Source organism: Streptomyces sp. NPDC053541 (genome assembly GCF_044544705.1).
Taxonomy (GTDB): domain Bacteria; phylum Actinomycetota; class Actinomycetes; order Streptomycetales; family Streptomycetaceae; genus Streptomyces.
In genome coordinates this window covers 183,949-202,501 of record NZ_JBITXM010000006.1, presented here as the reverse complement: position 1 = coordinate 202,501, position 18,553 = coordinate 183,949, and the positions used below count along the sequence as shown (strand labels likewise).

Below are 18,553 nucleotides of genomic sequence, written 5' to 3'. Positions count from 1 at the left end.
TGACCCCGTCCGGCCGCCCCCGTATGCTAAAGGTTGCGCTGCGGGCCTGCGCGCCTCAGACGGAGCAGGCTGCGCTCGCATCTGTTGTATGTCCCCTCGGTTCTCGAGGCATCGACCCACTTCGGGTCGGGTGCTTCTTTTGCTGTCCGGCTTCTTCAGCTGCGATACGGGCTCTCGGCGTAGCAGTACCTACGACTTCAATGTCCGTACCGGAGCCCTTTCCCACATGACGAGCAGCACCGAGACCACCGCCACCACCCCGCAGGTTGCGGTCAACGACATCGGTAACGAGGAAGCCTTCCTCGCAGCGATCGACGAGACGATCAAGTACTTCAACGACGGCGACATCGTCGACGGCGTCATCGTGAAGGTCGACCGGGACGAGGTCCTGCTCGACATCGGTTACAAGACCGAAGGTGTCATCCCGAGCCGCGAGCTCTCGATCAAGCACGACGTCGACCCGAACGAGGTCGTCAAGGTCGGCGACGAGATCGAGGCCCTGGTTCTCCAGAAGGAGGACAAGGAAGGCCGCCTGATCCTCTCGAAGAAGCGCGCCCAGTACGAGCGTGCCTGGGGCACCATCGAGAAGATCAAGGAAGAGGACGGCATCGTCACCGGTACCGTCATCGAGGTCGTCAAGGGTGGTCTCATCCTCGACATCGGCCTCCGCGGCTTCCTCCCGGCCTCCCTGGTCGAGATGCGTCGCGTCCGCGACCTCCAGCCCTACGTGGGCAAGGAGCTCGAGGCGAAGATCATCGAGCTGGACAAGAACCGCAACAACGTGGTCCTGTCCCGCCGCGCCTGGCTCGAGCAGACCCAGTCCGAGGTCCGCCAGACCTTCCTCACGACCCTGCAGAAGGGTCAGGTCCGCTCCGGCGTCGTGTCCTCGATCGTCAACTTCGGTGCCTTCGTGGACCTGGGTGGCGTCGACGGTCTCGTCCACGTCTCCGAGCTGTCCTGGAAGCACATCGACCACCCGTCCGAGGTCGTCGAGGTCGGCCAGGAGGTCACCGTCGAGGTTCTCGACGTGGACATGGACCGCGAGCGCGTCTCCCTGTCGCTGAAGGCGACCCAGGAGGACCCGTGGCAGCAGTTCGCCCGTACCCACCAGATCGGCCAGGTCGTTCCGGGTAAGGTCACCAAGCTGGTTCCGTTCGGTGCGTTCGTCCGCGTGGACGAGGGCATCGAGGGTCTGGTCCACATCTCCGAGCTGGCCGAGCGCCACGTGGAGATCCCGGAGCAGGTCGTCCAGGTCAACGACGAGATCTTCGTCAAGGTCATCGACATCGACCTCGAGCGCCGCCGCATCAGCCTCTCGCTGAAGCAGGCCAACGAGTCCTTCGGTGCCGACCCGGCCTCGGTCGAGTTCGACCCGACCCTGTACGGCATGGCCGCGTCCTACGACGACCAGGGCAACTACATCTACCCCGAGGGCTTCGACCCCGAGACCAACGACTGGCTGCCGGGCTACGAGGCCCAGCGCGAGGCGTGGGAGACCCAGTACGCCGAGGCGCAGCAGCGCTTCGAGCAGCACCAGGCTCAGGTCATCAAGTCCCGCGAGGCCGACGAGGCCGCCGCTGCCGAGGGTGGCGCCGCCGCTCCGGCCGCCGCGCCGACCGGTGGCTCCTACTCCTCGGAGTCGGACGACAACTCCGGCGCCCTGGCGTCGGACGAGGCCCTCGCCGCCCTGCGCGAGAAGCTGGCCGGCGGCCAGAGCTGAACAGGCTCACCGCTGAGCTCCAGTAGCTAGCGTCGAGGCCCGCCTCCCTCCGGGGAGGCGGGCCTCGGTCGTTTCTCCGGTCCTCCTGCCCCTCTGGCCGAACACGCCGTGAAATCCGCGCGGACCTCCGTCACTCCACGGGAATGGGCCTGGGGCAACGGGTGTTGACCGAAGAGAACGCGAGGAGGAGTGGAAACCGTGCTTGATCCCCAGGATTTGTACGAATGGGACCAGAAGGGCCTGGCCGTGGTCGACCTCGCCCTGGCCCAGGAGTCGGCCGGACTGGTCATGCTCTACCACTTCGACGGCTACATCGACGCCGGCGAGACCGGCGAGCAGATCGTCACGCGACTGCTCGACACCCTGCCCCACCAGCTCGTGGCCCGCTTCGACCACGACCGGCTGGTGGACTACCGCGCCCGCCGGCCCCTGCTGACCTTCCGCCGCGACCGCTGGACGGCCTACGAGACCCCGGCGATCGAGGTGCGCCTCGTCCAGGACGCCACCGGCGCCCCCTTCCTGCTGCTCTCCGGGCCCGAGCCGGACGTCGAGTGGGAGCGGTTCGCCGCCGCCGTGGGGCAGATCGTCGAGCGCCTCGGCGTCCGCCTCGCCGTGAACTTCCACGGCATCCCCATGGGCGTCCCGCACACCCGCCCGGTCGGCCTCACCCCGCACGGCAACCGCGTCGACCTCATGCCCGGCCACCGCAGCCCCTTCGACGAGGCCCAGGTCCCCGGCAGTGCCGAGTCCCTGATCGAGTTCCGCCTCGGCGAGGCCGGCTTCGACACCCTCGGCGTCGCCGCCCACGTCCCGCACTACGTGGCCCGCTCGCCGTACCCGGACGCCGCCCTCACCGTCCTGGAGGCGGTCACCGCCGCCACCGGCCTCGTCCTGCCCGGCGTCGCCCACGCCCTGCGCACCGAGGCCCGCCGCACCCAGACCGAGATCGACCGCCAGATCGGCGAGGGCGACGAGGAGCTGACCGCCCTGGTCCAGGGCCTGGAGCACCAGTACGACGCGGTGGCCGGCGCCGAGACCCGCGGCAGCCTGGTCGCCGAGCCGGTCGACCTGCCCTCGGCCGACGAGCTGGGCCGCGAGTTCGAGCGCTTCCTCGCCGAACGGGAAGGCGACGCGTAGCCCGGGCGCCCTCGCTGCGCAACCGCCCGTCCAGCTATGCTCCCCGCCGGTGCGGGGATGATCCGGTGGGTCTGACCGGAGGGACCGGCGCCGGAAAACGCTCCCCGCGCACGCGGGGACGGGAGCTGGAGGAGTGGTCGTGCTTTCCGTGGGCCTGACCGGCGGTATCGGTGCCGGCAAGAGCGAAGTGTCCCGGCTGCTCGTCTCGTACGGCGCCGTGCTGATCGACGCCGACCGGATCGCGCGCGAGGTCGTAGAGCCCGGCACGCCCGGGCTCGCCGCCGTCGTCGCCGAGTTCGGCGAGGGCGTCCTCACCCCCGAGGGCACCCTCGACCGGCCCGGGCTCGGCGCCATCGTCTTCCAGGACCCCGAGCGGCTCGCCGCCCTCAACGCGATCGTCCACCCACTCGTCGGCGCCCGCTCCGCCGAGCTGAAGGCCCTGGCCGGCCCCGACGACGTGGTGGTCCACGACGTGCCGCTGCTCACCGAGAACGGCCTCGCCCCCCTCTACGACCTCGTCGTGGTCGTCGACGCCGCCCCCGAGACCCAGCTCGACCGCCTGGTCCGGCTGCGCGGCATGACCGAGGACGAGGCCCGGGCCCGCATGGCCGCGCAGGCCACCCGCGCCCAGCGCCGGGCCGTCGCCGACCTCCTCATCGACAACGACGGGCCCCTGGAGGCCCTGGAGCCGCAGGTGCGCAAGGTCTGGGAGGAGCTCCGGCAGCGCGCCGCGGAGCCCCGCTGACGGGAAACCGGCGGCGCCCGGCGGATCGCATGTGCCCGCGGAATGGGTAGGGATGCCCGGCGCAGGCCCGGCAGGGAGGGGCCCGGCACCGCAGCCCGGCGGAATACCGCCGCCGGGCCCGCTGTTGAAACGCCGGAGCGAGGGGAAGGAGAAGCCGTGGCCGAGAGCACCCCGGAGACCCACGTCATCGACTACCGGGCCGCCGAGCAGCTGCTCGCCGCACGGGACCCGAGGGGCGCGGTCAAGCTCCTCGACTCGGTGATCGCCGCCCATCCGGAGAACACCGCCGCTCGGCTGCTGCGCGCCCGCGCCTTCTTCGCCGCCGCCCAGCTCCGCTCGGCCGAGCTCGAGTTCGGGCTGGTCCTGGAGCGGGAGCCGGACAACGCGTTCGCGCACTTCGCGCTGGCCCGCACCTTCGAGCGCTCCGGCCGCTCCGCCCAGGCCCTGCGCCACTTCCGCCTCGCCGCCGCCCTGGATCCGAAGCCGGAGTATCTGGAGGCCGCCCGCTTCGGCCCGGCCGAGGCCTGAGCCGTCGCCCGCGGGTCAGCGGCCCCGGCGGCGCCCGCCGTGATCCGGCTCGTACGGCGGGACGTCCCGCCCCGGCTGCCAGTGCGGGCCCTGCCGGATGTGCCGGGTGACCATGATCAGGTCCACCGCCGCCACCACGAACAGCACCCCGCACGCCGCCGCCCAGCCGGGCCGCTCGACCAGCGAGAACATCGTGGTGCCGAAGGCGGCCCACAGCAGGCCCCAGAGGCTCAGCCAGAACCGCAGCCGCAGCGCACTGCGCGCGGTCGCCGGTTCACTCCCGGTACGCATGACTCGCCACTCCCGGGTGAGAGGACCCTCGGGCACCTTCCAGGATCCACCCGCCACCCGCGATCCGAGAAACCCGCGACAGCACGCGACAGCAGAGGACGGGACACGGCATGACCGACCAGCGGAACACCGGACGCACCCGCACCGGGCACGGGGGGACCGGCCCCGGACCGATCACCCCGGACGGCTGCGCCGTCGATCTCTACCGGCGGCTGTCCGTCGGCATCGAGCCCGAGGTGATCGGCGCCGCGCTGCCGGCCGGCGCCACCCTCCTGGAGCTGGGCAGCGGCGCGGGCCGGGTGACCGTCCCGCTCGCCGAGCGCGGCTTCGCCGTGACCGCCGTCGACGAGTCGCCCGAGATGCTCGCCGTCGTCGGCGAGCGCGCCCCCGACGTGGAGACCGTGCTCAGCCCGATCGAGGAGCTGCGGCTGCCGCGCCGGTTCGACGCCGTCGTGCTCGGCTCGTTCCTCGTCCACAGCGCCGACCACCGCACCCGGCAGGGCCTCCTGGAGACCTGCCGGCGGCACGTGAAGGACGACGGGTACGTCCTCGTCCAGCGCGAGGGCGCCGACTACCACGACAACGTGCCCCGCGAGCGCCACGACCCGGCCGGCTACACCGTGCGGATCGCCGCCTCCGACCCCGTCGGCGACGGCGTGGACCGGGTGCTGTGCGAGTACGTCTTCCCGGACGTGACCTGGACCCAGACCTTCCTGTCCCGCCGGCTCGGCCCCGAGGCCTTCGAGGGGCACCTCGCGGAGGCCGGTCTCGCCGTCGAGCGCTACCTCACGGACGACGGCACCTGGGTCCTCGCCCGGCCCGTCCCCGAGGTCAGTGGATGACGCTGTAGCTGCGCCACGGCAGGGTGCCCGGCGCGATCTCGTTGGCCGTCCTGCTCGGCAGGTAGATGGGGTCCTCGCCCTTGCAGTCCCGCGTCCGGTAGAGCCGCATGTCCACCAGCGTCGCGTTCTCCACCTTGGTCGCCCCCGTCGGCGCGAGCCGGTGGCAGCCCTTCACCGACGGGCTGGTCACCGTCACCACCAGCTCGCGCCCGGTCTCGTAGGAGACCGTGCCCACCATGCTGCGGCCGAGGCCGGAGCAGCCCGCGAGGGCGAAGGCGAGCAGGGCGGCCCCGCTGGCGATGGTGAGACGCCGGTGAAGGGACATGGCGGACTTCCTCGTCTGTCGGGCGTGGCGGCCGGGGGCCCGTCCCGGCCTGGTCCGCCGGGCAGGCCCAGGCCTGTTGCCCGCCACCCTGCCGCCTCCCCGACCGGGTGTCATGCCCGGTTGCGCCGGTCGGGCGAACCGCCGGAAGCGCCCGTTGTCAGACCCCACCCGTAAGGTCGGAGGTCCAGTCGGAATCCGTCACGCAGCGGGAGGTGAGCAGCGTCGTGACCGCAGTCCTCACCGGCGGCGCCGCCGCCGTCTTCCTGCCCGCCGCCCTGCCCCGGGACGGCCGCATCGCCCTGTGGGCCCCCGACGGCGGGCCGCTGCCCGGCGAGCGGCCCGGACCCGACGGGGACCCGGTGCTGCCCGCCACCGCCGAGCGGGGCGAGATCACCGTCGTACGGAGGCACGGCACCGGCGCCCGCGGCCGGACCGTGCCCGCCGTGCTGCTGCCCGTCGCCGACGCCCTGCCCCACCTGGTGGCCGCCCGCCACCACCCGGCCGCGCACCCGGCCACCGCCTGCTGGGGCGCCGCCGCGCTGCACGCCCTGCACCTGGTCGCCCGCGGCCGGCTGCTGCCCGGGCTCACCGCCGACGACCACGACGCCTGGCGGGCCGGGCCGCTCGACGCCGACGACATCGCCCATCTGCGGGCCGTCGCCGCCGCCATGCCCTACGAGGCGCACGCGGTGCCCGTCCCCGGGCCCGGCCCGCTCCGGCTGCCCGAGCCCGAGGCCCTGGTCCGCGCCTTCCTCGACGCCGTCGCCGACACCCTGCCCCGCACCCCTGCCGCGCCCCACGCCGCCGGCGCCCCGTTCGCCGCCCGCGAGCCCAGCCGGCTGCCCGGCGCCCGGGCCTGGGCCGCCGAGACCGCCGCCGGCATGGACGCCGGCGTGCGGATCTCGCTCCGCCTCGATCTGTCGCCCTTCGAGCTCTTCGACCTGTCCGGCCCCGCCGACACCACCGACGGAGAGGAGCGACAGGCCGCCGCCGCGCTCCTCCAGGTCCACAGCCTCGCCGACCCCACCCTCGTCGTCGACGCGGGCGCCCTCTGGGCCGGCGAGGGAGACGAGCGCTTCGGGCCCCGCGCCCGCGTCGACGCGGTCCTCGCGCTCCGCCGCGCCGCCCGCGTCTGGCCACCGCTCGGCCGCCTCCTCGAGCGGGACGTGCCCGACGTGATGTCCGTGACCGAGGACGAGCTGTACGAGCTCCTCGGCCCGGCCGCCGCCCGGCTCGCCGACGCCGGGGTCGCCGTCCACTGGCCCCGCGACCTGGCCCGTGCCCTCACCGCCTCCGCCGTGGTCCGCCCCGAGCGGGCCGCGCCCGGCTCCGCCACCGACGGCACCGCCTTCTTCGACAGCACCGAGCTGCTGCGGTTCAACTGGCAGCTGGCCCTCGACGGCGACCCGCTCACCGCCCGCGAGATGGACACCCTCGCCGAGGCCCACCGGCCCGTGGTCCGGCTGCGCGACCAGTGGGTGGTCGTCGACCCCGACCTCGTCCGCAAGGCCCGCAAGCGCGAGCTCGGCCTGCTCCAGCCGGTCGACGCGCTCGCCGTCGCCCTCACCGGCACCGCCGAGGTCGACGGCGAGACCGTGCCCGCCGTCCCGGTCGGCGCCCTCGCCGCCCTTCGCGACCGGCTGCTCGCCGGACCCGAGGAGGTGTCCCCGCCGCCCGGACTCGACGCCACCCTGCGCGACTACCAGCTCCGCGGCCTCGCCTGGCTCGACCTCATGACCTCGCTCGGCCTCGGCGGCTGCCTCGCCGACGACATGGGCCTCGGCAAGACCGTCACCCTCATCGCCCTCCACCTGCGCCGCGCCCGCACCGCGCCCACCCTCGTGGTCTGCCCCGCCTCGCTGCTCGGCAACTGGCAGCGCGAGATCCTGCGCTTCGCCCCCGGCGTCCCCGTCCGCCGCTTCCACGGCGCGGACCGCTCCCTCGACGGAGCCGACGGCGGCTTCGTCCTCACCACCTACGGCACCCTGCGCACGAGTGCCGAACGGCTCGCCGAGCGGGAGTGGGGCATGGTCGTCGCCGACGAGGCCCAGCACGTCAAGAACCCGTTCTCGGCGACCGCCAAGGCACTGCGGACCGTGCCCGCCCCCGCGCGCGTCGCCCTCACCGGCACCCCCGTCGAGAACAACCTCTCCGAGCTGTGGGCGCTCCTCGACTGGACCACCCCCGGCCTCCTCGGACCCCTGAAGGCCTTCCGCTCCCGGCACGCCCGCGCCGTGGAGAACACCGGGGAGATCGAGAACGAGGAGGCGGTCGAGCGCCTGGCCCGGCTGGTCCGCCCCTTCCTGCTGCGCCGCCGCAAGTCCGACCCCGGGATCGTCCCCGAGCTGCCGCCCAAGACCGAGTCCGACCACCCGGTGGCCCTCACCCGCGAACAGGCCTCCCTCTACGAGGCCGTGGTGCGCGAGACCATGGCGCGGATCGAGGGCGCCGAGGGCATGGCCCGGCGCGGCCTGGTCATGAAGCTGCTGACCTCGCTCAAGCAGATCTGCGACCACCCGGCGCTCTACCTGAAGGAGAGCGCCCCCGGCTCCGGGGCCCGCGCCGCCACCGGCCGGCTCCGCCTCGCCGGCCGCTCCGGGAAGCTCGCCCTGCTGGACGAGCTCCTCGACACGATCCTCGCCGAGGACGGCGCCGTGCTCGTCTTCACCCAGTACGTGTCGATGGCCCGCCTCCTGGAGGAGCACCTGGCCGCCCGGGGCGTCCCCACCCAGCTGCTGCACGGCGGCACACCGGTCGCCGAGCGCGAGCGGATGGTCGACCGCTTCCAGGCCGGCGAGGTCCCCGTCTTCCTGCTCTCCCTCAAGGCCGCCGGCACCGGCCTCAACCTCACCCGGGCCGGCCACGTCGTGCACTACGACCGCTGGTGGAACCCGGCCGTCGAGGAACAGGCCACCGACCGGGCCTACCGGATCGGCCAGACCCAGCCCGTCCAGGTCCACCGGCTCGTCGCCGAGGGCACCGTCGAGGACCGCATCGCCGAGATGCTCCGCGCCAAGCGGGCCCTCGCCGACGCCGTCCTCGGCAGCGGCGAAGCCGCCCTCACCGAGCTCACCGACCGCGAGCTCGCCGACCTGGTGTCCCTGAGGAGGCCCGCATGAGCCCCCACGGCCCCCTGCCCGGCGACCGGCCGGGCCGCCCCCAGACAGGTGCCGGCCGCCTCGCCCGCTCGCGCGCCGCCGCCCGTACGGGCGGAGCGCCCCGCCCCGACGCCCGGCGCCGCACCTTCCCCCCGCTCGCCCCGCGCGAGGCCCCCGACGGCCGCTTCGCCGCCAGCTGGTGGGGCAACGCCTGGGTGGACGCCCTGGAGGACACCGCACTCGACCCCGCCCGGCTCGCCCGCGGCAAGGCCTACGCCCAGCGCGGGCACGTCGACGCCATCACCGTCACCCCCGGCCGCGTCGTCGCCTATGTGCACGGCAGCCGCCCCCGGCCGTACCGCGCGGAGATCCGGCTGCGCACCCTCGGCGACGACGACTGGGAACGCTTCCTCGACGAGGCCGCCGCCCGCCCCGAGCACATCGCCGCCCTCCTCGACAAGGACGTCCCGCACGCCCTCGAAGCCGTCACCGGACTCCTGCCCGCCCCCGGCGACCTCGTCCCCGACTGCACCTGCCCCGACGACGGCTACCCCTGCAAGCACGCCGCCGCGCTCTGCTATCAGGCCGCCCGCCTCCTCGACGAGGACCCCTTCGTCCTCTTCCTCATGCGCGGCCGCGACGAACAGGAACTGCTCGCCGACCTCACCCGGCGCAACGCCGCCCTCGCCGCCGCCGAGAGCACCCCCGCCGCCCCCGCCCTGCCCACCGTCCTCGCCCGCACCGTGCTCGCCCCCACCACCGGCCACACGCCGTCGCCGCTGCCCCCGCCCTTCCCCGCACCCGACCGGCCCGGCCGGCCCGCCGTGTTCCCCGCCGACCCCGAGGCGCCGGACCCGCTCGCCCTCGACCTCCTCGCCGGGGAGGCCGCCGCCCGCGCCCACGCCTTCCTCGTCACCGGACACGACCCCGTCGCCGCCCTTACCCCCTGGCAGGACGCGGTACGGCTGGCCGCCGCGCACCCCGGCTCCGGCCTCACCGCCTCCACCCGCGCCCTCTACCGCGACCTGGCCTACGCCCTCGACCGCACCCCCACCGACCTGGCCCGGGCCGTCGCCGCCTGGCGCCAGGGCGGCCCCGCCGGACTCGCCGTCCTGGAGGAGCCCTGGGACCCGCCCGCCGGACCCTTCGACCGGGCCCGCCCCGCCCTGCTCGCCGCCGACCTCCCGCCCTTCCGCCCCTGGCGCAACCGCCTGTCCACCCGCTCGCTCCAGCTCCGCCTCGGCCGCGACGGACTCTGGTACGGCTACGAGTCGGACCCCGACCGCGAGGACTGGTGGCCACGCGGCACCCCGGACGCCGACCCGGTCGGCGCGATCACCGCCCTGCTCGGAAGGTGACCGATAGGCTGGGAGGACTGATCCGGCGGACGGCGAAGGGGGCCCGGTGGAAGCCGAGTTGGTGGCACTGGCGACGGCGGGGGCGACGGCCCTCGTCCAGCAGATGGTCGGCGACGGCTGGGAGCGGGCCAGGACCCGGGTGGCCGCGTTCTTCGCCGCCCGCTCCGGCGGCGACGAGCAGGCCGTCGGCGCCGAACTCGACGCCGCACGCGAGGAACTGGTCCGCGCCACCGAGGGCGGCGACCAGGACGCGGCCGACGAGGCCCGCACCGAGGCCCGCGTCGAATGGCGCGCCCGGATGCGCCGCAGCCTGCTCGCCGACCCCGATGCGGCGGCCGAACTGCGCCGCATTCTCGCCGAGTTGGAGGGCGCCGGCGCGGCCGTGCCGCAGCAGGTGACCACGGTCCACAACACCGTCACCGGCGGCAGCCACGGCCTCGTCCTCCAGGTCGGCACCGTCCACCGGATGCACACCGTCCACGACACGGGCACCGCCCGGGACAGGGGCGACGGCCGCGACCCCGCCGGACCGGACGGGCCGCGCCCGTGAACGCCGACCCCCTGGTGCGCAACGAGGTCGGCGGCACCGTGCACGGGCCCGTCGTCCAGGCCGGGCGGATCGACACGCTGACCGTGGCCGCCGCCGTCCCGGCGATCCTCCCCGACAGCCGCCCGCCCCGGTTACTTCCACCGCCCGCGCCCCACTTCACCGACCGGCAGGCCGAACTCGCCCGGCTGACCGCCCTGCTGGACGCGCCCGACGAGGACGCGCCCCGGGTCGTCGTCCTCACCGGCACCGGCGGCATCGGCAAGTCCGCCACCGCCCTCCACTTCGCCGCCCGCCTCCAGGACCGCTACGCCGGCGGCCAGCTCCACGCCGACCTGCGCGGCGACACCACCGCCACCGCCGTCACGCCGTCCACCGTCCTGGTGCGCTTCCTGCGCGCCCTCGGCGTCGCACCCCCGTACCTGCCGGCGGACGAGCAGGAGCAGATCGACTGGTACCGCACCCTCACCGCGGACCGCCGCATGCTCGCGGTCCTCGACAACGCCCACTCCGCCGCCCAGGTGCTGCCGCTGCTGCCCACCGGCCCCGGCTCCCTCACCCTGGTCACCAGCCGCCGCCGGCTGGACGGACTGGTCCGCGAGGCCGGCGCCCGCGTGATCCAGCTCCCGCCGCTCGGCCCCGCCGACGCCGCCCTGCTGCTCACCCGGCTCTCCGGCCGCGAGACCCCCGGAGCCGACGAGGCGGCGGCCGTCGCCCGCCGCTGCGGCGGACTCCCGCTCGCCCTCTGCATGGCCGGCGAGCGGCTCGCCGTCCGCACCCACCTCACCTGGCAGCAGCTGGAGCGCGACATGGCCACCGCCGCGGCACCCTCCGACGAACCCGGCACCGACCCGGTCACCGCAGCCGCCGACACCTCCTACGAGGACCTCGGCCCCGACGCCGCCCGCCTCTACCGGCTCGGCGGACTGCGCCCCTGGCCCGCGCTCACCGCCCCGGCCGCCGCCGCGCTCGCCGGGGTCCCCGGACCGGAGGCGGCGGCCCTGCTCGACGAACTCGCCGCCGTCCACCTCCTGGAGGAGCACACCGCCGGCCGCTACCGGTACCACGACCTGCTGCGCGCCCACGCCGAGCGCCTCGCGCTCCGGGTCGACGGACCCGCCCGCTCCGCCGCGGCCGTCGGCCGGCTGCTCCGCCACCACCTGGCCGCGGCCGCCGCCGCGGACGCCCGCGTCATGCCCGGTCGCTGGCACCTCGGCCCCGCCTACGACCGGCTGCCCCCGGACCCGCGCACCGCCGAACAGGCCACCGACTGGCTCCTCGACGAGCGCGAGAACCTCGTGGAGGCCGTGCGCACCGCCGACGAGTACGGACTCGACGAGCTCACCTGGCAGTTGTGCGAGACCCTCTGGAGCCTCTTCCTCCGCAACGGCTTCCACCAGGACTGGCTGGCCACCCACCACTTGGGCGTCCGCGCCGCCGCCCGCTGCCCCGCCGTCCCCGAGGCCGAGGGCCGGATGCACGCCCAGCTCGGCTTCGCCCTCAAGGGCCTCGGACGCCTCGACGAGGCCGAGCGGGCGTTCACCGCCGCGGCCGGGGCCGACCGGCGCTGCGGCCACCGCCGGGGCGAGGCGACCGCGGTCGAGTCCCTCGGCCTGGTGCGCCTGGAGCAGGGCCGGTACGAGGAGGCCGAGGCCTGCTTCAGGGCCGCCCGGACCCTCACCGAGGACCCGCGCGCCCGCGCCCTGCTCGCCCACCACCGGGGCCGCGCCCTCTCCGGCCGCGGCGAGCACGCCGAGGCCGCCGCCACCCTGGAACTGGCCGGGCGGCTCATGGCGGACCTGCCCGTCCCCGACCCGTACAACCAGGCCCGGGTGCTCACCAGCCTCGGCCAGGCGGCCCTCGCCGCCGGCGACCGCGAGCGCGCCGCCCGCGTCCTCGCCGAGGCGGCCGAGCGGATGGCCCGGGAGAAGGCCCCCGTCCAGGACGCGGAGATCGCCGAACTCCGCGCCCGCGCCGCCGCCACCCCCGCCGAACGCCGCGCCTTCCTCACCGAGGCCGCCACCCTCCACGAACGCCTCGGCTCCCCACGCGGCGCCGCCCTGCGCGCCGCACTGGAGGCGACGGACACGACGGAGGCGCCTGAGGCTTCCGACGGATAGGTCGTTTCTCTCGGATCAGGCCGGACCCGGGGGCACCCGCCGTGCCCGAAGGGCTGCGGGGGAGAGCGGCGTCCGGTGCGTGGGGTCTCCCCGAGCCCTCCCGCGTCCGGTGCCTCGGAACGCAAGGCGGAGGTGGGGGCACCTCCCCGGCCGCCGGGCCGAGGGGGCGGGCGCGATGCGGTGGGGTACTCCGCCTGGGCTTCGCCCGGGGGCCGTCAACGACCGGCCACAACGCGGCGAGGCGCGCGGTTCTGGGGCCCCAGGCTCCTCCGGAGGCACCCCCACCCGGGCGAAGCTCTGGGGGAGTCGGGAGCCCGGCAGGATCCGGAAGAGACGCCTAGGCGGGAACCACCCGTACCGCCACGCGGTGGCGCACCCGGCCCGTCGTCACCACGAGGGGGCCGCGCTCCGTCAGGGTGGTGAGCGGGTGGCCGCCGGTGTGCCAGGCGAGGACGGCGGAGGCGTACGCGAAGGGGTCGCAGGGGTCGGGGAAGCCGTCGGGGCGGGGGAGGGCCGTGAGGGCGAGCTGGGTGCCGGCGCGGTCGCGGACCAGGCAGCGGCCGGGGCCGGTGCGGACGGCGGCGAGGGCGGCGTACGGGTGGGCGGCGAGCAGCTCCGCGGCGCGCGGGCCCGGCGGGTCGCCGGCCAGGCTGCGGTCGGTGACCAGGTCCGCGAGCGCCAGCCGGCTCGTGTCCGGGGTGTCCTCGTCCACCACCGTGTGGGCGCCCTCGGCCGCCTCGGCGTCCGGGCCCGCCGGTTCGGCGGACGGGTCGGCCCAGCGGGTCACGGCCACCTCGGGCGGGGCGTCCGCGACCACGCGGGTGAGCACCCTGAGCGGGGCGAGCAGCTCCGGGGTTCCCGGCGGGGGCCCGCCCGGGGCGGTGCCCGGGACCGGCAGCGGCGGGAGCGCGGCCGGCCGGGCGGGCTCGGGGAGGGCCAGGAAGGAGTGGAACAGGCTCCGCAGCAGCCGCGCCGAACCGCCCGGGTCCGAGCTGGCGAGCGCCGCGAACCCGTCGTACCGCCCGGGCACGTGCCCGTCGATCACGGCGTCGATCTGGGTCCGCAGCGGCGTCCCGGGCCGCAGCCGGGGCGCGGCCCGGCCGAGCGCGGCGACCGGCGAGTCCGGGTCGAGGTCCCGTTCCGCGAAGCTGCCGAGCAGCACGGGCACGCCGAGGGCGGCGGCGTAGTAGGTGACCGAGCCGTGGTCGCCGATGACGCAGTCGGCCGCGGCGACCGCCTGCCGCCAGGGGCCCAGCGGGTCGACCGGGGTGAGCCCGGAGGCGGCGGCCCGGCGCAGCCAGGCGCGCAGCCGGCCGGGACCGTGCCCGTACCCGATGTTGGGGTGCAGCACGGCGCACAGCCGGTACTCGTCCACCGGCAGGGTCTCGGTCAGCTCCCGCAGCAGGGCCGGGAACGCGTCGGAGCCGAAGAGGGAGGAGCGGCCCCAGGTGGAGTTCAGGACGACGAGCCGGCGTCCGTCGCCCGCGCCGAACGCGCGCCGCAGCGCCGGCCTGCGGCGGCGGAGCGCGAGCATCCGGTCGAAGCAGGGGTCACCGGCGAGGACGGCCGTCTCCGCGGCCTCGGGGCAGGCCCGGCGCAGCCGTTCGAGCTGTTCGGGGTGGGAGAGCACGGTCGCCGCGGCGAGCGGTGCGCCCTCGTGCAGCAGCCAGTCGGGCGCCATCCCGAACACGGGCGCCACGCCCCGCCCCTCGCTCCCGCTCCCGACTCCGGTGTCCGGTGTCCGGTGTCCGGTGTCCGGTGTCCGGTGTCGCCAGCCTCTTATTGTATCCCGCGCCGTGTGAGAGGATGGTCAACTTCCTTGAGAACACCTGGAGTTCCCCGCCGTAGCTGGCGCTGATCGCGAGGTCCACACCGCCCGCCGCCGCCAGCTCCTTCGCCTGCTCCCAGGGCAGCACCGGCAGCCCGACCTCGTCCAGGAGCGCGTCCACCCCGGCCAGGAACGGCGAGGAACCGGTGCAGGTCGCGAGGGTCTGCACGTCCGCGGCGTCGTCGAACAGGGGGAGGACGTCCAGCAGTCGGGTCGCCGAGGTGACGTTGTGGACGACGAAGAGCACCGTGCGCGTGGTCCCCCGGGTCCGCCAGCGCGCCGCGTCGCGCCCCACCGGCACCCGCAGCCTCTCCTGCCCCACGGTCATCTCGCCCCCCTCCCGCGCCACCGTAGCCCACCGGCAACGTCCCACGTCGGGGCATGATCGCCCTTCGCACACTCCCTCGTTGGAGTGAAAGAGGGGGAGCGCCGGATCCGGCCGCCTCGCGGACGGCGTTATTTCGGGTACGGGCGAGTGCCCGTGAAGTCATCCGGAAGGCAGGAAACCATGAGGCACACTCGCCGAAGTGGTCTGGCCACACTGTTGGTCACCGGCGGCGCGCTCGCGCTGTCGGCGGGCGCCGCGCACGCCGACTCCGCGGCCCAGGGCGCGGCGGTCGGTTCGCCGGGCGTCGGCTCCGGCAACACGGTTCAGCTGCCGGTGCACGTGCCCGTGAACGTCTGCGGCAACACCGTCAACGTCGTCGGGCTGCTCAACCCGGCGGCCGGCAACAGCTGTGCCAACACCTCCGGCGGGGCCGGGGCCGGGGACTCCGGCGCCCGCACCGGCGGCTCGGCCCACAAGGACCTGCCCGGCACCCCGCGGGCCGCCACGCCGGACTCCGGCACCCGCGGGGGCGACGGAGCCGCCTCGGGCGGCGCCCACAACGGGGGCGGCGCGAGCGCCGACAGCCGCACCGCGGGCTCCCCGGGCGTCCTGTCCGGCAACGGGCTCCAGCTGCCGGTCGACCTCCCGGTCAACCTCAGCGGCAACTCGCTGAACGTGGTCGGCATCGGCAACCCCGTCACCGGCAACACCTCGGTCAACGAGTCGACGCCGCCGGAGGAGGAGTGCGAGGAGCCGGAGACCCCGACCCCGCACCCCCCGACCCCCGTGCGCAACCTGCCGCCGGCCCCGAGCCACGAGCAGGGCCCCGTCCCGCAGTCGACCAAGGTCCAGCTCGCCAGCACCGGCGCCGACTCGCTGGGCATCGCCGCCCCGGCCAGTGCCGCGCTGCTGCTCGGCGGCGCGCTCCTCTACCGTCGGGCCCGGCGCGCGGCCGACCAGGCCTGACCCCGGGGTCACCGGCCACCGGCCACCGGCCACCGCTCACCGCGGGCCCACGGGCCCACGGGGGCACAGGGGATCCGGGCGGGCCACCGGGCCGAGTTCAGGGCGTCGCGTCGCCGCGCCCCTCAGCCCGCCCGCCAGGACCGGAGCACCGTCTCGACGGTCGGCGCGATCCGCGCCCGCGCCTGGTGCCGGGGCACCCCGGACATCAGCAGCGCGTCGTAGTCGGTGTCGACATGGCGTACGGCGGCCCGCACCGCGGCCGTGACCGCGCCCGGGTCGAGGGCCCGGCCGGCCGCCGTGCGCCCCACCCGGCCGCTGCCCTTGGCCGAGGCGTGCGCGGCGATCCGCTGCGCGCGTTCGGCCGGGCAGCCCGGGAACAGGCGCCGGATCTCCGCCTCCAGGGCCGCCGTGACCTGCGCGTCCCGCTCCGCCCTGCGCTCCGCGTCGCGGGCCCGGCGGCGCGCCCGGGCCTCGGCGTCCGCGAGGCAGGCGGCCTCCGCCCGGGCCAGCGCCGCCTCCTCGACGAGCAGGCCCTGGCGCTCGTAACGGGTGCGGCGCCGGTTGTGCCGTACCACCACGGCCCACAGGCCACTGCCCTCGCGGGCCCGCCGGGTGAGCGCGGTGTCGCCGCGGCGCAGGAAGACGAGGTGTCCGAGGTCGGCGCAGTCCAGGCACACGGGCGCGTTGAACTCGACGATCATGCGTTCCAGGGGGCCCCGGCGGCATTCCGAACAGCGGCGCCGCCGGAGCGGTTCGACCACGACGGGGGCGACGAGTTCCACGCCGGTGTTCTACCCGCGGGCGCCCCGGCGCATCCCCGGCCCACCGGTGCGGGGCCGGGTCGGCGGACGCCGGGATCAGGGCACGCCGGGGTCAGCGCACGCGGGGTCAGCGCACGCCGGGCGCCGCGGCCTCGACGAACCGGGCCAGGGCCGCCTTGGCCTCGTCGGAGCGGCGGACGCGCTCGGCGTCGTCGGCGGCCTCGTGCATGCAGTGGGTGCGCTCGAAGGCGGCCTCGGCGAGCCGTCGGGTCTCCGGGTCGTCGCAGACCAGTTGGACCCGGAACAGCGCCTGCCGGGCCGTGGTGCGCTGCCGGTACGAGGCGAGGCGGGACTGCTCGGCCTGCTCGGTGCCGGGCTCCAGACGGGCGCGGAACCAGCGGTCGTTCTGGCTCTGCCGGTAGTCGACGACGGCGCCGGCAAAGGCGCTGTAGGTCGCGATCCGTTCCTGCCGCAGCTGCTCGGTCCGGGCCAGCGCGGCGGTGCGCTCGGCGGCGCGGCCCTGGAACCAGTGGGTGGCCACGACACCCAGCAGCGTTCCGACGACGGCTATCAGCGCGGCATCCATGACGGACTCGCCCCTTCCACTCCTGCTCGCTCGTGCTCGCTCCCGCGACGGTCCGTCAGATCATCGCAGGAGCACGGGGCGTGGGTGCCGCGGGTGCCCTACTGCCGGTAGCCGGCGAGGAAGCGGCCGATGCGGCTGATGGCGGCGTCCAGGTCGTCGGCGTACGGCAGGGTGAGGATGCGGAAGTGGTCCGGGTGCGGCCAGTTGAAGCCGGTGCCCTGCACCACCTGGATCTTCTCCCGCAGCAGCAGGTCCAGGACGAACTTCTCGTCGTCGTGGATCGGGTACACCTTCGGGTCGAGGCGCGGGAAGGCGTAGAGCGCGCCCTGCGGCTTGACGCAGCTGACGCCGGGGATCTCGTTCAGCCGGCGCCAGGCCAGGTCGCGCTGCTCGCGCAGGCGGCCGCCGGGGGCGGTGAGCTCGTGGATGGACTGCCGGCCCCCGAGCGCGGCCTGGATGGCGTACTGCGCGGGGGCGTTGGGGCACAGGCGCATGGAGGCCAGCATGGTCAGGCCCTCCAGGTAGTTCGCGGCGTGCTCCTTGGGGCCGGTGACGACCAGCCAGCCGGAGCGGAAGCCGGCCACCCGGTAGGTCTTGGAGAGGCCGCCGAAGGTGAGGACGACCAGGTCGGGGGCGAGCGAGGCGGTGGGGTGGTGCACGGCGTCGTCGTAGACGATCCGGTCGTAGATCTCGTCGGAGAAGACCATCAGGCCGTGCCGGCGGGCCAGGTCGAGGATGCCCTCGACGATCTCCTTCGGATAGACCGCGCCGGTGGGGTTGTTGGGGTTGATCACGACCACGGCCTTGGTGCGGTCGGTGATCTTCGAGGCCATGTCGTCGAGGTCGGGGTACCAGTCGGCCGACTCGTCGCACACGTAGTGCACCGGCCTGCCGCCCGCGAGGGTGGTGGCGGCGGTCCACAGCGGGTAGTCGGGGGCCGGGATCAGCACCTCGTCGCCGTCCTCCAGGAGCGCCTGGGTGGCCATCGAGATGAGCTCGGAGACGCCGTTGCCGAGGTAGACGTCGTCGACGTCCACCTCCGTCAGGCCCATCGACTGGTAGCGCTGGGCGACCGCGCGGCGGGCGGAGAGGATGCCGCGGGAGTCGGTGTAGCCGTGCGCCCGGGGGAGCATCCGGATCATGTCCTGGACGATCTCCTCGGGCGCCTCGAAGCCGAAGAGCGCGGGGTTGCCGGTGTTGAGGCGCAGCACGCTGTGGCCCGCCTCCTCCAGGGCGTTGGCCTGCTCGATGACCGGCCCGCGGATCTCGTAGCAGACCTCGCTCAGCTTGCTCGACTGCCGGAACTCCATGCGCCGACCTCCCCAGAAGTGTTGATGCTTGGTTTTACCAAGTTCGAGCTTGGAAAGTCCAAC

General features: G+C 75.2%; 16 protein-coding genes. 10 read left to right on the top strand and 6 right to left on the bottom strand.

Annotated elements, in window-relative coordinates:
• Positions 1–226 precede the first annotated feature (226 nt).
• From rpsA to ACIGW2_RS17360, 4 genes are all read left to right on the top strand, one after another.
• Complete coding sequence (gene rpsA, locus ACIGW2_RS17375) at positions 227–1,720, top strand: 30S ribosomal protein S1 (protein WP_031072721.1); 1,494 nt, start codon at positions 227–229, stop codon at positions 1,718–1,720.
• 198 nt (positions 1,721–1,918) lie between these two features.
• On the top strand, positions 1,919–2,857 hold the full coding sequence (locus tag ACIGW2_RS17370; RefSeq protein ID WP_391655217.1) for a PAC2 family protein: 939 nt from the start codon (positions 1,919–1,921) through the stop codon (positions 2,855–2,857).
• 139 nt (positions 2,858–2,996) lie between these two features.
• On the top strand, positions 2,997–3,602 hold the full coding sequence (coaE, locus tag ACIGW2_RS17365; protein WP_392175959.1) for a dephospho-CoA kinase: 606 nt from the start codon (positions 2,997–2,999) through the stop codon (positions 3,600–3,602).
• A gap of 156 nt (positions 3,603–3,758) precedes the next feature.
• On the top strand, positions 3,759–4,130 hold the full coding sequence (locus ACIGW2_RS17360) for a tetratricopeptide repeat protein (RefSeq protein WP_265866174.1): 372 nt from the start codon (positions 3,759–3,761) through the stop codon (positions 4,128–4,130).
• Between the two features lie 15 nt (positions 4,131–4,145).
• On the opposite strand, the gene ACIGW2_RS17355 is transcribed toward ACIGW2_RS17360, so the two are convergent.
• On the bottom strand, positions 4,146–4,421 hold the full coding sequence (locus ACIGW2_RS17355) for a DUF6343 family protein (RefSeq protein WP_391655219.1): 276 nt from the start codon (positions 4,419–4,421) through the stop codon (positions 4,146–4,148).
• Positions 4,422–4,531: 110 nt separating this feature from the next.
• Here ACIGW2_RS17355 and ACIGW2_RS17350 point away from each other — a divergent pair, with 110 nt between their 5' ends.
• Positions 4,532–5,263: a class I SAM-dependent methyltransferase gene (locus ACIGW2_RS17350; RefSeq protein WP_391655220.1), complete on the top strand. Its 732-nt coding sequence runs from the start codon at positions 4,532–4,534 to the stop codon at positions 5,261–5,263.
• Here ACIGW2_RS17350 and ACIGW2_RS17345 read toward each other — a convergent pair.
• A complete protein-coding gene (locus ACIGW2_RS17345) occupies positions 5,253–5,588 on the bottom strand; it encodes a hypothetical protein (protein ID WP_391655221.1) in 336 nt (111 codons plus the stop codon). The two genes, ACIGW2_RS17350 and ACIGW2_RS17345, sit on opposite strands and share 11 nt — an antisense overlap.
• A 224-nt stretch (positions 5,589–5,812) precedes the next feature.
• Between ACIGW2_RS17345 and ACIGW2_RS17340 the strand changes: the two genes are divergently transcribed.
• Genes ACIGW2_RS17340 through ACIGW2_RS17325 form a run of 4 tightly spaced genes read left to right on the top strand, consistent with a single transcriptional unit; the run spans position 5,813 to position 12,711 of the window.
• Complete coding sequence (locus ACIGW2_RS17340; protein WP_391655222.1) at positions 5,813–8,707, top strand: DEAD/DEAH box helicase; 2,895 nt, start codon at positions 5,813–5,815, stop codon at positions 8,705–8,707.
• Entirely contained in the window at positions 8,704–10,044 is a 1,341-nt protein-coding gene (locus ACIGW2_RS17335; protein WP_399844310.1) for an SWIM zinc finger family protein, read from the top strand. The genes ACIGW2_RS17340 and ACIGW2_RS17335 overlap by 4 nt, the downstream gene beginning before the upstream one ends.
• Positions 10,045–10,090: 46 nt before the next feature.
• Positions 10,091–10,594 carry a hypothetical protein gene (locus ACIGW2_RS17330; RefSeq protein WP_399844309.1) on the top strand — a complete coding sequence of 168 codons (504 nt, stop codon included), beginning with the start codon at positions 10,091–10,093 and terminating at the stop codon, positions 10,592–10,594.
• A complete protein-coding gene (locus ACIGW2_RS17325) occupies positions 10,591–12,711 on the top strand; it encodes an AAA family ATPase (RefSeq protein WP_399844307.1) in 2,121 nt (706 codons plus the stop codon). The genes ACIGW2_RS17330 and ACIGW2_RS17325 overlap by 4 nt, the downstream gene beginning before the upstream one ends.
• Before the next feature lie 337 nt (positions 12,712–13,048).
• Here the strand turns inward: ACIGW2_RS17325 and ACIGW2_RS17320 are convergent, their stop codons facing one another.
• Positions 13,049–14,410: a hypothetical protein gene (locus ACIGW2_RS17320; protein WP_399844305.1), complete on the bottom strand. Its 1,362-nt coding sequence runs from the start codon at positions 14,408–14,410 to the stop codon at positions 13,049–13,051.
• Positions 14,411–15,047: 637 nt separating this feature from the next.
• Between ACIGW2_RS17320 and ACIGW2_RS17315 the strand changes: the two genes are divergently transcribed.
• Positions 15,048–15,833 carry a chaplin gene (locus tag ACIGW2_RS17315; RefSeq protein ID WP_399844303.1) on the top strand — a complete coding sequence of 262 codons (786 nt, stop codon included), beginning with the start codon at positions 15,048–15,050 and terminating at the stop codon, positions 15,831–15,833.
• Positions 15,834–15,955: 122 nt separating this feature from the next.
• Here the strand turns inward: ACIGW2_RS17315 and ACIGW2_RS17310 are convergent, their stop codons facing one another.
• The 3 genes from ACIGW2_RS17310 to ACIGW2_RS17300 all read right to left on the bottom strand — a co-directional run bounded on the left by ACIGW2_RS17310 (position 15,956) and on the right by ACIGW2_RS17300 (position 18,490).
• Positions 15,956–16,615, bottom strand: coding sequence for a DUF2293 domain-containing protein (locus ACIGW2_RS17310; protein WP_399844301.1), 660 nt, complete (start codon positions 16,613–16,615; stop codon positions 15,956–15,958).
• A gap of 106 nt (positions 16,616–16,721) precedes the next feature.
• A complete protein-coding gene (locus tag ACIGW2_RS17305; protein WP_391655228.1) occupies positions 16,722–17,180 on the bottom strand; it encodes a hypothetical protein in 459 nt (152 codons plus the stop codon).
• Between the two features lie 98 nt (positions 17,181–17,278).
• Positions 17,279–18,490, bottom strand: a complete 1,212-nt coding sequence (locus ACIGW2_RS17300) for a pyridoxal phosphate-dependent aminotransferase (protein ID WP_361588712.1) — start codon at positions 18,488–18,490, stop codon at positions 17,279–17,281.
• Positions 18,491–18,553: the final 63 nt, after the last annotated feature.

What these genes read in the sequence shown, in the direction of transcription:
- ACIGW2_RS17315 (WP_399844303.1), top strand. Translation starts at nt 15,048, where the DNA reads ATGAGGCACACTCGCCGAAGTGGTCTGGCCACACTGTTGGTCACCGGC.
- ACIGW2_RS17350 (WP_391655220.1), top strand. Translation starts at nt 4,532, where the DNA reads ATGACCGACCAGCGGAACACCGGACGCACCCGCACCGGGCACGGGGGG.
- ACIGW2_RS17335 (WP_399844310.1), top strand. Translation starts at nt 8,704, where the DNA reads ATGAGCCCCCACGGCCCCCTGCCCGGCGACCGGCCGGGCCGCCCCCAG.
- ACIGW2_RS17355 (WP_391655219.1), bottom strand. Translation starts at nt 4,421, where the DNA reads ATGCGTACCGGGAGTGAACCGGCGACCGCGCGCAGTGCGCTGCGGCTG.
- ACIGW2_RS17305 (WP_391655228.1), bottom strand. Translation starts at nt 17,180, where the DNA reads ATGGATGCCGCGCTGATAGCCGTCGTCGGAACGCTGCTGGGTGTCGTG.
- rpsA (WP_031072721.1), top strand. Translation starts at nt 227, where the DNA reads ATGACGAGCAGCACCGAGACCACCGCCACCACCCCGCAGGTTGCGGTC.
- ACIGW2_RS17300 (WP_361588712.1), bottom strand. Translation starts at nt 18,490, where the DNA reads ATGGAGTTCCGGCAGTCGAGCAAGCTGAGCGAGGTCTGCTACGAGATC.
- ACIGW2_RS17345 (WP_391655221.1), bottom strand. Translation starts at nt 5,588, where the DNA reads ATGTCCCTTCACCGGCGTCTCACCATCGCCAGCGGGGCCGCCCTGCTC.